The organism is Nonomuraea sp. NPDC059194 (assembly GCF_042754765.1).
Classification (GTDB): Bacteria; Actinomycetota; Actinomycetes; order Streptosporangiales; family Streptosporangiaceae; genus Nonomuraea.
The window spans coordinates 535,489-549,071 of record NZ_JBHZBH010000001.1 but is presented as its reverse complement, the minus strand read 5'-3'; the positions used below and the strand labels follow the sequence as shown (position 1 = coordinate 549,071).

The following is a 13,583-nucleotide window of genomic DNA, read 5'->3' as shown; positions in this document are numbered from 1 at the left end:
CTAACAGCCGGTGCTGCACTCTCGTCGTCATGCGGGTGCTCATCGTGGAAGACGAGGAACAGCTGGCCGACGCCGTGGCCCGGGGGCTCAGGCTGCACGCCATGGCCGTCGATGTGGCCTACGACGGCCAGGAGGCGCTGGAGCGCGCCTCCTACACCGACTACGACGTCGTCGTCCTCGACAGGGACCTGCCGGAGGTGCACGGCGACGACGTCTGCGGCGAGCTGACGCGAAGGAGCAGGATCCTCATGCTCACGGCGGCCGGGCAGGTCCGCGACAGGGTCGAGGGGCTGTCCCTCGGCGCGGACGACTACCTGGTCAAGCCGTTCGCGTTCGCCGAGCTGGTCGCCAGGATCAGGACGCTGGCCCGCCGCACCTCGCCCAAGCCGCCGCCGGTGCTCGAACGGGCCGGGGTCAGGCTCGACCCCGCCCGCCGTACGGTCGCCAGGGACGGGCGGCCGGTGTCGCTGAGCCGCAAGGAGTTCGACCTGCTGCGGGAGCTGCTGCGCGCCGAAGGCGCGCTGGTGAGCTCGGCCGAGCTGCGCAGGAGCGTGTGGGACGAGTACGCGGACGGCGACACCAGCGTCCTGCGCGTCACCATGACCGCGCTGCGCAGGAAGCTCGGCGCGCCCGCGCTCGTCGAGAACGTGCCGGGCAAGGGCTACCGGCTGTGAGGCTCGGTCTGCGCGCGCGGCTCACGGTGCTGTACGGCGCGCTGTTCTTCGTGGCCGGTTCGGTGCTGCTCTGGTTCACCTACCTGCTGACCGCCAACGCGCTGGGCAAGCAGTTCGTGCTGGCGTTCGCCAAGATCGGCTCGAACGCCGAGATGCCGTCGAAGGAACAGCTGCAGGCGACGATGAAGAGCGAGGTGGGAGCGCGGGCGGCCGGGGTGCTGGAGGAGATGCTGCGCTACTCCCTCATGATCATGATCCTGATCGGGATCATCGCGGTGGTGCTCGGCTACCTGATCGCCGACCGCGCGCTGCGCCCGATCGACAGAGTGACCGAGACCGCGCAACGCCTGTCGGAGAGCACCCTGCACGAGCGGATCGGGCTGACCGGCCCCGACGACGAGGTCAAGCGCCTGGCCGACACCTTCGACGCGATGCTCGACCGGCTGCACAAGGTGTTCGACGCGCAGCGCAGGTTCATCGCCAACGCCTCGCACGAGTTGCGCACCCCGCTGGCGATCAACCGCACGGTCCTGGAGGTGTCGCTGGAGGAGCCCGAGGCCTCACCCGACCTGAAGGCGCTGGCCAGGGCGCTGCTGGGGACCAACGCGCGCTACGAGCGGCTGATCGAGGGCCTGCTGCTGCTGGCCCAGTCGGAGCAGGAGCTCACCGCGCGCCGTCCCGTCGAGCTGCGCCACATCGTGCGCACCGTGCTGGAGCAGGTGGACCTGCAGCCGCGCAAACGGCGCGTCACCATCCACCAGGACCTCTCCGACGCCCAGGTCGAAGGCGATCCGCTCTTCCTCGAACGGTGCGTCTTCAACCTGGTGGAGAACGCGATCAAGTACAACGTGCGCGACGGCCAGGTCTGGATCAGGGTGTCGGCCGACGGGCTCGTCACGGTGGAGAACACCGGTCCTGTGGTCCCGCCGTACGACGTGGACGACCTGTTCGAGCCGTTCAGGCGGCTGTCGGGCGAGCGGGTGCGCTCCGACAGAGGGTCGGGGCTCGGGCTGTCGATCGTGCGGGCCATCGTCGACGCGCACGGCGGCACCGTCACCGCGCTGGCCAGGCCGGACGGCGGCCTGGCCGTCACCGTGAGCCTGCCCGGACCGGCGGCGGCGAATGCCGCGGCCGGCCCGGGCAGGCCCGTGAGGGGGACCGGGGGTGTGCGGGAACTCAGCAGGTGAAGTGGACTCCGGAAAAGCCGCGCCGCCACTCGGTGACCTCGGGCGCGACCGTCGCCGGATCCACGGAGGGGTCGAGGCTGCGGGCGACGAACCCGGCAAGGACCGGCATGTCGTTCTCGGTCATGCCCAGGCGCGCCACCTCGGGCGTGCCCAGGCGCAGCCCGTTGACGTCGCCCTCCACCGGCGCCATCGGCAGCCCGATGCCGCAGGCCAGCAGGTTGGCCTGGCGCATCCTGCGGGCCGCGGCCTGGCCGCCGCCCCTGGCGACGAGCGCGAACTGGTGGGAGTTGGTGCCGCCGCCGAAGACGGGCAGGCCGAGCTCCTGCAGGCTGGCGGCCAGCTGGTGGGCGGTGCCCACCATCATCTCCGCGTACGCCTTGCCCGCCACCTTCCAGTCCAGCAGCGCCACCGCCAGCGCCGCCGTACGGCCGGCGTCGAAGTTGGCGGTGAGCCCCGGATAGGCGATCGCGTCGAGCCGTTCGGCCAGCGCGGCCGAGTCGGTGACAACCAGGCCGCCCGCCGGACCGCCCAGGCTCTTGTAGGTGCTCATGGTCATCAGGTGGGCGCCCTGGGACAGGGGGTTCGGCCAGACGCCGCCGGCGATCATCCCGCACACGTGGGCGGCGTCGAACAGCACCTGGGCGCCCACCTCGTCGGCGATCTCGCGGACGGCGGCCACCGGGTGGGGGAACGGGTTGAGGCTGCCGCCGACGGTGATCAGCCTGGGCCTGACCTGTACGGCCAGCTCCCGCAGCGCCGCCACGTCCACCGTGTAGCCGTCGGCCAGCACGGGGGCGTCGAGGGTGGTCAGGCCGTACAGGCCCGCGGCGCCCGCCGCGTGGTGGGTGACGTGCCCGCCGATGGAGGGCGGCGGGGCGATGATCGTGTCGCCCGGCTTGCAGGTGGCCATGAAGGCGTAGAGGTTGGCCAGCGCGCCGGAGCCGACGCGGACCTCGGCGTAGCGGGCGGAGAACACCTCGGCGGCCAGCTCGGCGGCGATGATCTCGATCTGTTCGATGGCCTCCAGGCCCATCTCGTACTTGTCGCCGGGGTAGCCGAGTGAGGGGCGCGAGCCGAGACCTGCCGACAGCAGGGCCTCGGCGCGCGGGTTCATGACGTTGGTCGCCGGGTTGAGGTTGACGCATTCCACGTCGTGGATCTCGTGGTTGCGCTCGGTGAGCCTGTCGATCGTGGCCAGGGTTTCGGAGGCCGGCTGGGAGGTGACGGCTGCGGCGCCGCGCTGCACGAGGTCATCGGAGGCGGCGGGCACCCAGGAACGAGGGGCGAGCATGAGGCCAGGGTAAGCAGGCGTCGGCCGCCGACGCATGAGGTGGATGCAGGGACCCGCTCCTACACTTGTAGGAATGCAGGCATGGCTCGACGCGCTGGCCGCGGCCATCGAGCGGAGCGTCTCCGTCGACGACCTCGATGGCCGGCTGATCGCCTACAGCTCGCGGCACGCCGACGCCGATCCCGTCAGGGTCGCGGCGATCCTGTCCAGGCAGGTCGCGCCCGAGATCAGGCGGTGGCAGGACCGGCACGGCATCGCCACCGCCGCCGGGCCGGTGCGCGTGCCCGCCAACGAGGCGCTGGGCATGGGCGCCAGGGTCTGCGTGCCGATCAGGGACTCCGGGCTCAGGGACGCTGGGCTCAGGGACGCTGGGCTCAGGGACTCTGGGCGCACGCTCGGCTACCTGTGGCTGCTCGACCCTGGCCAGACGCTCGACGACAGGGCGCTGGCGCTGGCCGAGGAGACCGCGCGCGAGATCGCGGCCGCCTGGCACGAGGACCCCGACGCGATGGTCCGCCGCCTGCTCACCACGGGGGAGGGCTGGAACAGGACGGCGCCCAGGCTCATCCAGGTGTGCGTCGTGCTGCCGGGCTCCGGCAGGCCCGAGCGGAACGCCATCGGCGGCTTCGTGACCGACTCACACGCCGCCTACCTGCTGCGCCAGCCCGCCGACGGTATGCCGGAGGAGGAGGGCGTCACCCGCGGCTACAGCGACACGATGGGGCCCGAGTCGGCTCCCGAGGCCTATCGCCAGGCGTTGACGGCCGCCTACCTGGCCGCCGCCGATCCGGCGCTGCCGCGCCACGTGTCGTGGGCGGGGCTGGGGCCGTATCGGATGCTGCTCGGGGTGGCCGACGACCCGCTGGCCGCGCTGGACGGCGAGCAGGCGCACACCCTGGAGACCTACCTCGACCTCGGTGGCAACGCGCAGCGCACCGCGAGCGCGCTCCACCTGCACAGGACGAGTCTCTACTACCGGCTCGGCCGCATCGCCGACGCGCTGGGCGCCGATCTCGACGACGGCATGACCAGGCTGCGCCTGCACATGGCGCTGAAGAAGAGGCGGCTCGACGCGGGTTTCCCCGAGTGAGCCCCCTGCTCCAGCTCCCCGGCCGGGGGCGGGGGAGCTGGAGCCCGTTCAGCTACCTGAACCGTTCCCAGGCCGACTGCCTGGTCATGTTCAGGGAGGCGCCGATGCGCTCCCAGCTCACGTCGCGGGTGCGGAGGTGGCGCACCCAGTCGTGAAGGTTGTCGTCGATCTGCACCTGAACCGCCGCGATCTTGGGGAGGTGGTCGAGGATCTGGTCCACCGACATCTCCTCCCACATCGGCAGGCGCGGCCCCGTCGGCTCGGCGAGCCGTTCGGACTCGAGGATGTCGTTGCACAGTGCGACGCACTGGTCGCAGATGTGCACACCAGGGCCCGCGATGAGCTTGCTGACGTCCGCGCTCTTCTTGTGGCAGAAGGAGCAGCGGAGCTTGTCCTTCCACGTGTCAGGCATGCCCTGACGCTAACTCCGTCAGGCCACGCCTGACAAGTCTTCGTGCACAGCTGCTCTGGTCTCCTTGACCTGCTCCATGATGATGGCGTTGCGCTCCTCGCCGATCTTGCGGCAGATGGTGGTGTAGGCCTGAAGGATTCTGCGGTAGGCCCCACGTGCCTCCTCGAGTTGGGCGCTGAGCGCGAGCACCCTGATGGGGTCGTCGTGTTGCTCGGCCTCGGCGAGCATGGCGCGCGCCTCGTTCACGATCTGCTCGGCTCGCTGGCGCGTACGGCGCAGCAGCGCCGAGCACTCGTAGAGCTCGGCGAGTCGTGCCGAGGAGACGATGCGTTCAGCAGATCGCACGGCTGGATCCTCGGTCGTCGGACGGCTGAGTTCCGTTCCCATTCCCGCCACCTCTCAGTCATGGTCGCCTGAGTGTAGACGCGCCATTCCCACCTCTGGATCACGCAGGTTGACGAGGGGTAGGGCACTGTTCCCTGGGGGGATGATTCTCTACGCCACAGGGGAATTCAGCGCCACCGCCGGGCGACTATTCCCCCAACTTAATCAGCAAATTTGCACCGTCGGGGGATATGTCGGTTGGCGCGAAAGCAAAGCCGTCGACATACCGGAACGGCCCCGCGAAACTTCGGGTCTGTCACATACTGAGACGAGGTGATGGCAGAACGTGACGGCTGAGGGGCGCGGCTGTGGCTGAACAACCAACGGGGTGCGACGAACAGGCTGTCGACGTCAGCGTCATCATCCCGGTCCGCGACTGCCGCGACTACCTCGACCGCAGCCTGACCTCCGCGCTGGTCCAACGGGTGAAGAAGGAGATCGTCGTCGTCGACGACGGCTCCACCGACGGCAGCGCCGAGCTGCTGGAGCTCTACTCCCACTACCACCGCGGCGTCGTCAGGGTCATCCGCAAGGAGCACGCGCTCGGCGCGGGCGGCCCGCGCAACACAGGCCTCGACCACGCCAGGGGCCGCTACGTCTTCTTCTGCGACGCCGACGACTACCTCGGTCCCGAGGCGCTCGAGCGCATGGTCGCCACGGCCGACAGGAACGGCTCCGACATCGTGCTCGGCAAGATCGTCGGGCATGGCCGCCGCGCGCCCGTCTCGATGTTCCAGCGCAGCGTCGAGCGGGCCGACCTGGGCGACAGCCCCGTCTACAACAGCCTGAGCTGCTTCAAGCTCTACCGCAGGGAGATGCTCGACCGCCACGGCGTCAGGTTCGCCGAGGGCCAGATGGTCGGCGAGGACATCGTCTTCAGCGTCCACGCCTACTGCCACGCCGAGGTCATCTCGGTCGTGGCCGACTACGACTGCTACCACCTGGTCGCCAGGCCCGACGGCAGCAGCATCATGCAGCAGCCCGCCAGCCGCGACCCGCTCGGCTGGCTCGCCATGATCGGCAGGCCGATCGAGCTGATGGCCGCCCACGTCGAGCCGGGCCCGCTGCGCGACCACCTGCTGCGCCGGCACTTCAGGCTCGACATCCTCGCCCAGCTCGGCGCCCCCTTCCTGGCGGCCGACGACATGCGGCGCAAGGAGATCGCCCACGAGGTGGCCGCACTGTGCGACCGGTGGCTGACGCCCGGCGTCGAGGCCACGCTCCCCACGACCGACCGGCATCGGCTGGCGGCGCTCGACGACCTCGACCGCCTCGTACGGCTGGCCGGCATCGAGGCCGCCACCGTGTGCAGGCGCCTGACCGCCCTCAGGTGGGAGGGCGACCGGCTGATCGTCGAGGGCGAGGCGGCGCTCGACGGCCCGCACCGGCAGGGCGGCCTGGCCCTCGTCCTGCGCTCCAGGCAGGAGGAGGGCGGCGAGCTGGTCATGCCCACCGATCCGGTGGGCGAAGTCGGCTTCACCGCGCAGGTCACCCCCGGGGAGCTGTCGTCCGGCGTCTGGGACTTCTACGTCGCCGTCGAGTGCGAGGGCGTCATCCGGCTGGGCAGGCTGGGCGCCGAGCGCGACGGCGGCATCACCAGGCCCGATCCGCGCCTGTTCGGCAGTGCGGTCACGCTGCCGTACTTCACCAGGACCAACGGCAACCTGAGCCTCGACATCGGTGGGCACGTGCTGACGGTGCCTGGCAGTGTGCGGCTCACCCGCACGCGGTGGTCGCTGGGGCACCGGCTGATCCTCGACGGCGAGATCACCGTGGGCATCGAGGGGGGCATCGCGGGGGTCCCCGAGGCGGGCGCCGTCCGGCGGCTGGTCTGGCGGGAGCGCCACACCGGCAGGGAGCGGTACGAGCGGGTGGTATCGATGCCCGGCGGGGTGTTCGCGGCCAGGCCCGCGATCGGCCGGTTCGCGTCCGGCACCTGGGACGCCTACCTGGAGCTGGAGCTGGGCGGCCCGCCCGCGCGCTTCAGGATCGAGGCCGACGAGAGCACCGTGGCCGAGCCGCGCAGTTGGTGGTGGGGGCCGGTGCGCAGGAGCGTCAGGCCGTACGCGACGGCGGGCAAGGGCAGGCTGAGCACAGTCGTCCACAGGCTCACCCCTCAGGCCATCCTGCGGCGCCTGATAGGCGGTTCCAGTTGCTAGTCATATGCAGGTGCAAGGCCATGTCTTAAAGTAAGGGGGTTTCATCCTTTTACAGGAGGCTTGGCCGTGCACGTACCCGATGGCTTCTTCAACGCCGCTACGTCCATCTCGGCAGGCGCCGTCGCGGCCGCGGGCGTGGCGGTCTGCCTGCGCGGCGCCCGGCGGGAGCTCGACGACCGCACCGCGCCCATGGCGGGGCTGGTCGCCGCCTTCATCTTCGCCGTCCAGATGCTCAACTTCCCCGTCGCCGCGGGCACCAGCGGCCACCTGCTGGGCGGCGCGCTCGCCGCGATACTCGTCGGCCCCTATACGGGTGTGCTCTGCATGACCGTGGTGCTGCTGGTCCAATGCGTCTTCTTCGCCGACGGCGGGCTGACCGCGCTCGGCATCAACATCGTGATCATGGGCATGGTCACCGTCCTGGTCGGATGGGGGCTGTTCCGCCTGATCACCAGGGTCGCCAGGAGCAGGGCCGCGATCAGCGCGGCGGCCTTCCTGGCCGCGCTGGTGTCGGTGCCCGTCTCCGCGCTGGCGTTCGCGCTGCTGTTCGCCGTCGGCGGCACCGCCCCGATCGACACCGCCGCCGTCGCCGCCGCGATGGGCGGCGTCCACGTGCTCATCGGCATCGGCGAGGCGCTGATCACCGCCGTGACCGTCAGCGCGGTGCTGGCCGTACGGCCCGACCTGGTGTACGGCGCGCGCGGCCTGACCACCCCGCTCGTCCTGAAGGGCGCCGACGGCACGACCTCCACCACCGGCACGGTCACCGCGGACCGGCCCGCCAACGGCCGCGTCAAGCCGTTCCTGCTCGGCGGCATCGGCGTGACGCTCGTGCTCGCGGGCGTGGTGTCCTTCTTCGCCTCCTCCAACCCCGACGGCCTGGAGGCGGTGGCCGAGAACAAGGGCTTCCTCGACCAGGCCACCGACCACCTGTTCGGCTCGTGGGCGCTGGCCGACTACGGCGACGTCGGCGGCATCCCCGTGGGCGTCGCGGGCGTCATCGGCGTGGGCATCACGCTGATCGTCGCAGGGGCCGTCGCCTTCGCCGCGCGCCGCCGTACGGCAGTCGGGGTCTAGCCATGGGTGCGGGGCACCACCACCGGCTCTACCGGCCGGGCGACTCGCCGATCCACCGGCTGCCGCCGCAGTGCAAGCTGGTGGCGGTGCTCGCGTTCGCGGGCGTGGTCGTGGCCACGCCGCGCGAGGCGTTCTGGGCGTTCGGCTGCTACGCGCTGCTGCTGGCGCTCGCGGCGGGCCTGGCCAGGGTGCCGCTGTCCCACGTGGCCAGGCGGATGGTGATCGAGATCCCGTTCGTGGTGTTCGCGCTGGCCATCCCGATCATCGGGATGGGGGAGCGGACCGAGGTCCTCGGCCTCTCGCTCAGCGTGCAGGGGCTGTGGGCGGCCTGGAACATCCTGGCCAAGGGCACGCTCGGCGTCGTCGCCTCCATCCTGCTGGCGGCCACCACCGAGCCGCGGCTCATCCTGCTCGGCGCGCAGCGGCTGCGGCTGCCTTCGATGCTGGTGCAGATCGCGATGTTCATGCTGCGTTACATGGACGTGATCGTGGACGAGATGCGGCGGATGCGGGTGGCCAGGGAGTCGAGGGGTTTCGAGGCGCGCAACGTCATGCAGATCCCGGTGATCGCCAGGTCGGCGGGCGCGCTGTTCATCCGCTCCTACGAGCGGGGCGAGCGGGTGCACCTGGCCATGCTCAGCAGGGGCTACAACGGCTCCCTGCCCGTCACCCAGGAGATCTCGGGATCGGGGCGGCAGTGGGGCGTCGCGCTGGCCCTGCCCGTCACGGCGTTGGCCGTTCTTGGAGTATCACTGTGGTGAAATCCCTTGAGGTGAGCGAGCTCGCCTACGCCTACCCCGACGGCACGCAGGCGCTGTTCGGGGTGAACCTGTCCATCGGCCGCGGCGAGCGCGTCGCGCTGCTAGGCCCGAACGGCGCGGGCAAGACCACGCTGGTCATGCACCTCAACGGCATCCTGACCGCCGGACACGGCAGGGTGAGCGTCGCGGGTACCCCGGTGCGCCCCGACACGCTCAAGGAGATCAGGCAGCGCGTGGGGCTGGTCTTCCAGGACCCCGACGACCAGCTGTTCATGCCGACCGTGCGGGACGACGTCGCCTTCGGCCCGGCGAACATGGGCGTGCGGGGCGAGGAGCTGGAGCGCAGGGTCAAGAACGCGCTCGACAGGGTGGGCATGGCCGACCACCTCGACCGGCCGCCGCACCACCTGTCCTTCGGCCAGCGCAGGCGGGTCGCCGTGGCCACCGTCCTGGTCATGGAGCCCGAGATCCTCGTGCTCGACGAGCCGTCGTCCAACCTCGACCCCGCCGCGCGCAGGGAACTGGCCGAGATCCTGCGCTCGCTCGACGTCACCGTGCTGATGGTCACCCACGACCTGCCGTACGCGCTGGAGCTGTGCGAGCGCTCGCTGATCCTGTCGGGCGGGGTGATCGCCGCCGACGGACCGACCCGCGCGCTGCTGTCCGACCCCTCGCTGCTGGCCGAGCACCGCCTGGAGCTGCCGTACGGCTTCGCTATTCCACAGGAACGTGTATGACCACCAGACGGTCGCCCTGCCTGACGGCGGCGGCCCTGGGGTCGGCGTAAGGCATGATCTCGCCGTCGCGGACCACCGCGATGACCATGCCCTCGCACTCGGCGGCCGTCCTGCCCACCTCGTGCGGCATGACGGGGCGCTCGGTCAGGTCGAGGCCCTTGCCGTAGACGAGGAAGTCCTCGATCAGGGCGCTGACCGCCGGGCTCTGCGTGGCCACGCCGAGCATCCTGCCCGCCGCCTCGGACGAGGTGATGACCACGTCGGCGCCGCTCTGCCGTACCAGGGGGTCGTTCTCGGCCTCGCGTACCGCCGCCACGATCACGGCCTTCGCGTTGGCCTGGCGGGCGGTCAGCGTGACCAGCGCGGTGGTGTCGTCGCGCTGGGTGGCGATGATGATCTCCCTGGCCAGGCCGACGCCTGCCCTGGCCAGGACCTCGCTGCGGGTGGCGTCGCCGATGACGCCCACGAAACCGTCGGCGTTGGCCTCCTCGATCGCGCCGGCACTCGTGTCGACGACGACGATGGACTCCTTCGTGCGCTCGTTCTCCAGCAGCGTGCGGATCGCGGCCCTGCCCTTGGTGCCGTACCCCACGATCACCGTGTGGTCGCGCAACTTGGTCCTCCAGCGTTGGATCAGGAAGTTGTCGCGGGTGCGCTGGGTCAGCACCTCCAGCGTCGTGCCCACGAGGATGACGAGGAAGATGATGCGCAGCGGCGTGACCGCGATGATGTTGATCGTCCTGGCGAGCGGCGACACGGGGGTGATGTCCCCGTACCCCGTCGTCGACACGGTCACGGTCGCGTAGTAGAGCGCGTCGAGCAAGGACATCCTGCCGTCGTAGGTGTCCCTGTATCCGTCGAGATCCACCGCGACCAGCACGAACACCGCCGCCAGCGCTCCGCCGGCGTACAGCACTCTGCGCAGCACCGCCCTGAACGGGCTGATCCTCAGGTTCGCCAGCCGGACCCCGGTCTCGGGAAGGTCGCCCCGCATGTTGATGATCGTAGTTTGTCCATGCCTCCGCTCTGGGGATGTCGAAGTACAGTGGCTCATCGAGGAGGGCCGAATGAAGCTACGGCTGGCGCGCCATGCCATGGGAGACGCCGTGGTGGTCGCTGTGGAGGGGGAGCTCGATCTGTTCACCGCTCCCTTCCTGCGCGACGAGGTCCGCGACGCGATCAAGCAGGACGGCGCGCGACTCGTGCTCGATCTGCAGGCGCTGTCGTTCATGGACTCCAGCGGGCTGTCGGTGCTGATCGAGGCCTGGCGCCTGGCGACCGGCGAGGGCGGGTGCGTCTCGCTGGCCGCGCCCCAGGCGCCGGTGGCCCGCATCCTGCACACCACAGGGCTCGACCGGCGCATCAAGGTCTACTCCGACGTCGACACCGCGGTAGGAGAGATTTGAGCCACTCGAAGTAGAACTTCGTTCGGTTCTCGCGTTAGGGTCCGTGGCATGGACGTCAACGGAGCAGTAGCAATCATCTCGGGCGGGGCCAGCGGCCTGGGCGAGGCCACGGCCCGCGAGCTCGCCCGCCAGGGCGCGACCGTGGTCATCGCCGACCTCAACGAGGAGCGCGGCAAGTCGATCGCCGACGAACTCGGCGGCGTCTTCGTCAGGACGGACGTGTCGGACGAGAGCGAGGTGCAGGCGGCCGTCGACGCGGCCGTGGCCACCGGCAAGCCGGTCCGCGTGATCGTCAACAGCGCGGGCATCGGCTGGGCCGAGCGCACCGTCAACCGCGAGGGCGCCCCGCACAGCCTGGCCAGCTACCGCAAGGTCATCGAGGTCAACCTGATCGGCACCTTCAATCTCATGCGCATCGGCGCGGCCGCCATCGCCAAGACCGAGCCGGTCTCCGACGACGGGCACAGGGGCGTGGTCATCAACACCGCCTCCGTCGCGGCGCTCGAAGGCCAGACCGGGCAGCTCGCCTACTCCGCGTCCAAGGGCGGCATCGTGGGCATGACCGTGCCCGCCGCCCGCGACCTGGCCGCCATCGGCGTGCGCGTCAACACCGTCTGCCCCGGCATCATCGACACGCCGATCTACGGCTTCTCCGGCAACGCCGAGGAGTTCAAGGCCAAGCTCGTCGCCCCCGTCGTCTTCCCCAAGCGCATGGGCCGCCCCGACGAGTTCGCCCATCTGGTGCGCTCGCTGATCGAGAACGACTACATGAACGCCGAGGTCATCAGGTTCGACGGCGGCATCCGTTTCCAGCCCAAGTGACGTGAGGTGCGCGTGTCCTCCGACGAAGTTCTGATCGAGGAGTCCGACGGCGTCGCGGTGATCACCATCAACCGCCCATCGGCTCGCAACGCCGTCAACGGAGCCGTCGCGCGTGGCCTCGCCGCCGCGCTCGACTCGCTCGACTCCCGTCCCGACATCTCCGCCTACGTCCTGACAGGTGCGGGAGGCACGTTCTGCGCGGGCATGGACCTCAAGGCCTTCCTCGCCGGTGACTTCCCCGTCATCGAGGGCAGGGGCTTCGGCGGCATCGCCGAGGCGCCGCCCAAGAAGCCGCTGATCGCCGCCGTCGAGGGGTACGCGCTCGCGGGCGGCTTCGAGCTCGCGCTGTCGTGCGACCTGATCGTGGCCTCGTCCGAATCGAAGTTCGGCCTGCCCGAGCCCAAACGCGGGCTGGTGGCGGGCGCGGGCGGCATCATGCGGCTGCCGCGCAGGATCCCCTACCACGTGGCCATGGAGATCGCCCTGACCGGCGACCACTACCCGGCTGCCCGGCTGTACGAGCTCGGGCTCGTCAACCGGATCACCGAGCCCGGCCAGGCGCTGACCGGGGCGCTGGAGCTGGCCAGGAAGATCGCGGCGAACGCGCCGCTGGCGCTGGCGGCGACCAAGAAGGTCGTCATCGAGTCGGCGGACTGGTCGCTGGAGGAGATGTTCACCAAGCAGGGCCCGATCATCAACCCGGTGTTCGGGTCGAAGGACGCGATGGAGGGCGCGGCGGCCTTCGCCGAGAAGCGCGCCCCCGAGTGGAAGGGCGAGTAATTCGCCTGGCTCCTCCCGTGGGCACGGGAGGAGCCGCTCCTCGCCCCGCTATCTCGGAAACGGGCGCCGCATGCAGGGGGCGTCCCGCATTACCGTGAAGGGGACAAGTCTCACCCCCTGGCGGCAGGAGAGCGCATGAGTTCCCCTTACGAGTCGGCCAAGCGTGGCGCGAGCGGCCTCCTGCAGGGCGCGCTCGGCGCCCTTCTGCTGGTCGGCGGCATGCTCGTCGCGATGTGGGCCGTCGAGATCTTCGACTACTTCATGGGCGGAGCCCTCGACTACGAGCTCGGCATCATCTCGTGGTCGCCCGACGGCCTCATCGGCATCCTGTTCGCGCCGTTCCTGCACGGGGACTTCGGGCACCTGATGGCCAACTCGCTGCCGCTGCTGGTCCTGGGCTTCCTGGCGGCCGTCCGCGGCATCGGGAAGTTCCTGTGGGCCACACTGATCATCATGGTGATCGGCGGCCTCGGCACCTGGGTCGCCACCGCTCCCGGAGTCGCCACTGTGGGCGCGAGCGGGCTCGTCTTCGGCTACTTCGGGCTCGTGGTCGCCCGCGGCCTGTTCGACCGGCGCCTGTTCGACATCGCGGTGGGCATCGGCGTGGCCGTGGCGTACTACTCGCTGGTCTGGGGCCTGCTGCCCAACCAGGACGGCATCTCGTGGCAGGGCCACCTGTTCGGCCTCGTGGGCGGTGTCGTGGCCGCCTGGGTCCTACGCCGCAAGGCGATCACCCCGGCGTCCCCGTCCTTCTGAGGGGCGGCCGTCCGAAGGCGCGTGAGAGGCTTCTGGGCGGCGCGCGG

At 70.5% G+C, this 13,583-nt stretch carries 14 protein-coding genes and 1 pseudogene; 11 read left to right on the top strand and 4 right to left on the bottom strand.

Annotated features, from left to right (window positions below):
- Positions 1-29: 29 nt before the first annotated feature.
- Positions 30-674: a response regulator transcription factor gene (locus ACFXJ8_RS02665; protein ID WP_379642033.1), complete on the top strand. Its 645-nt coding sequence runs from the start codon at positions 30-32 to the stop codon at positions 672-674.
- On the top strand, positions 671-1,861 hold the full coding sequence (locus tag ACFXJ8_RS02660) for a sensor histidine kinase (RefSeq protein ID WP_379642032.1): 1,191 nt from the start codon (positions 671-673) through the stop codon (positions 1,859-1,861). Before ACFXJ8_RS02665 ends, ACFXJ8_RS02660 begins: the two co-directional genes overlap by 4 nt.
- Here ACFXJ8_RS02660 and glyA read toward each other — a convergent pair.
- A complete protein-coding gene (gene glyA / locus ACFXJ8_RS02655; protein ID WP_379642031.1) occupies positions 1,851-3,152 on the bottom strand; it encodes a serine hydroxymethyltransferase in 1,302 nt (433 codons plus the stop codon). The two genes, ACFXJ8_RS02660 and glyA, sit on opposite strands and share 11 nt — an antisense overlap.
- A 73-nt stretch (positions 3,153-3,225) precedes the next feature.
- On the opposite strand from glyA, the gene ACFXJ8_RS02650 reads away from it, so the two are divergent.
- On the top strand, positions 3,226-4,242 hold the full coding sequence (locus ACFXJ8_RS02650) for a PucR family transcriptional regulator (protein ID WP_379642030.1): 1,017 nt from the start codon (positions 3,226-3,228) through the stop codon (positions 4,240-4,242).
- Between the two features lie 223 nt (positions 4,243-4,465).
- Here the strand turns inward: ACFXJ8_RS02650 and ACFXJ8_RS02645 are convergent.
- Positions 4,466-4,654 (bottom strand): annotated as a pseudogene (locus ACFXJ8_RS02645) (ClpX C4-type zinc finger protein); the annotation flags it as partial.
- Positions 4,655-4,672: 18 nt separating this feature from the next.
- Entirely contained in the window at positions 4,673-4,999 is a 327-nt protein-coding gene (locus ACFXJ8_RS02640; protein WP_379642029.1) for a hypothetical protein, read from the bottom strand.
- 347 nt (positions 5,000-5,346) lie between these two features.
- Between ACFXJ8_RS02640 and ACFXJ8_RS02635 the strand changes: the two genes are divergently transcribed.
- From ACFXJ8_RS02635 to ACFXJ8_RS02620, 4 genes are all read left to right on the top strand, one after another.
- Positions 5,347-7,197: a glycosyltransferase family 2 protein gene (locus ACFXJ8_RS02635; protein ID WP_379642028.1), complete on the top strand. Its 1,851-nt coding sequence runs from the start codon at positions 5,347-5,349 to the stop codon at positions 7,195-7,197.
- A 66-nt stretch (positions 7,198-7,263) separates the two neighbouring features.
- Positions 7,264-8,274, top strand: a complete 1,011-nt coding sequence (locus ACFXJ8_RS02630; RefSeq protein ID WP_379642027.1) for an energy-coupling factor ABC transporter permease — start codon at positions 7,264-7,266, stop codon at positions 8,272-8,274.
- Positions 8,275-8,276: 2 nt separating this feature from the next.
- Positions 8,277-9,035, top strand: coding sequence for a cobalt ECF transporter T component CbiQ (cbiQ, locus tag ACFXJ8_RS02625; RefSeq protein ID WP_379642026.1), 759 nt, complete (start codon positions 8,277-8,279; stop codon positions 9,033-9,035).
- The gene (locus tag ACFXJ8_RS02620) at positions 9,029-9,772 is read left to right on the top strand and encodes an energy-coupling factor ABC transporter ATP-binding protein (protein WP_379642025.1); all 744 of its coding nucleotides are present in this window, start codon (positions 9,029-9,031) and stop codon (positions 9,770-9,772) included. The genes cbiQ and ACFXJ8_RS02620 overlap by 7 nt, the downstream gene beginning before the upstream one ends.
- On the opposite strand, the gene ACFXJ8_RS02615 is transcribed toward ACFXJ8_RS02620, so the two are convergent.
- Positions 9,750-10,766, bottom strand: a complete 1,017-nt coding sequence (locus tag ACFXJ8_RS02615; RefSeq protein WP_379642024.1) for a potassium channel family protein — start codon at positions 10,764-10,766, stop codon at positions 9,750-9,752. The genes ACFXJ8_RS02620 and ACFXJ8_RS02615 overlap by 23 nt on opposite strands.
- A gap of 73 nt (positions 10,767-10,839) precedes the next feature.
- Here ACFXJ8_RS02615 and ACFXJ8_RS02610 point away from each other — a divergent pair, with 73 nt between their 5' ends.
- From ACFXJ8_RS02610 to ACFXJ8_RS02595, 4 genes are all read left to right on the top strand, one after another.
- Positions 10,840-11,178, top strand: a complete 339-nt coding sequence (locus tag ACFXJ8_RS02610) for an anti-sigma factor antagonist (RefSeq protein ID WP_379642023.1) — start codon at positions 10,840-10,842, stop codon at positions 11,176-11,178.
- Positions 11,179-11,226: 48 nt separating this feature from the next.
- A complete protein-coding gene (locus ACFXJ8_RS02605; protein ID WP_379642022.1) occupies positions 11,227-12,000 on the top strand; it encodes an SDR family NAD(P)-dependent oxidoreductase in 774 nt (257 codons plus the stop codon).
- Between the two features lie 12 nt (positions 12,001-12,012).
- Positions 12,013-12,780 (top strand): crotonase/enoyl-CoA hydratase family protein, encoded by a 768-nt coding sequence (locus tag ACFXJ8_RS02600; protein WP_379642021.1) that lies wholly within the window; start codon positions 12,013-12,015, stop codon positions 12,778-12,780.
- Positions 12,781-12,915: 135 nt separating this feature from the next.
- Positions 12,916-13,536: a rhomboid family intramembrane serine protease gene (locus ACFXJ8_RS02595; protein ID WP_379642020.1), complete on the top strand. Its 621-nt coding sequence runs from the start codon at positions 12,916-12,918 to the stop codon at positions 13,534-13,536.
- Positions 13,537-13,583: the final 47 nt, after the last annotated feature.

Excerpts from the sequence above, each read along its gene's own strand:
- ACFXJ8_RS02665 (WP_379642033.1), top strand. The coding sequence starts at position 30 with ATGCGGGTGCTCATCGTGGAAGACGAGGAACAGCTGGCCGACGCCGTG.
- glyA (WP_379642031.1), bottom strand. The coding sequence starts at position 3,152 with ATGCTCGCCCCTCGTTCCTGGGTGCCCGCCGCCTCCGATGACCTCGTG.
- ACFXJ8_RS02650 (WP_379642030.1), top strand. The coding sequence starts at position 3,226 with ATGCAGGCATGGCTCGACGCGCTGGCCGCGGCCATCGAGCGGAGCGTC.
- cbiQ (WP_379642026.1), top strand. The coding sequence starts at position 8,277 with ATGGGTGCGGGGCACCACCACCGGCTCTACCGGCCGGGCGACTCGCCG.
- ACFXJ8_RS02615 (WP_379642024.1), bottom strand. The coding sequence starts at position 10,766 with ATGCGGGGCGACCTTCCCGAGACCGGGGTCCGGCTGGCGAACCTGAGG.
- ACFXJ8_RS02610 (WP_379642023.1), top strand. The coding sequence starts at position 10,840 with ATGAAGCTACGGCTGGCGCGCCATGCCATGGGAGACGCCGTGGTGGTC.
- ACFXJ8_RS02605 (WP_379642022.1), top strand. The coding sequence starts at position 11,227 with ATGGACGTCAACGGAGCAGTAGCAATCATCTCGGGCGGGGCCAGCGGC.
- ACFXJ8_RS02595 (WP_379642020.1), top strand. The coding sequence starts at position 12,916 with ATGAGTTCCCCTTACGAGTCGGCCAAGCGTGGCGCGAGCGGCCTCCTG.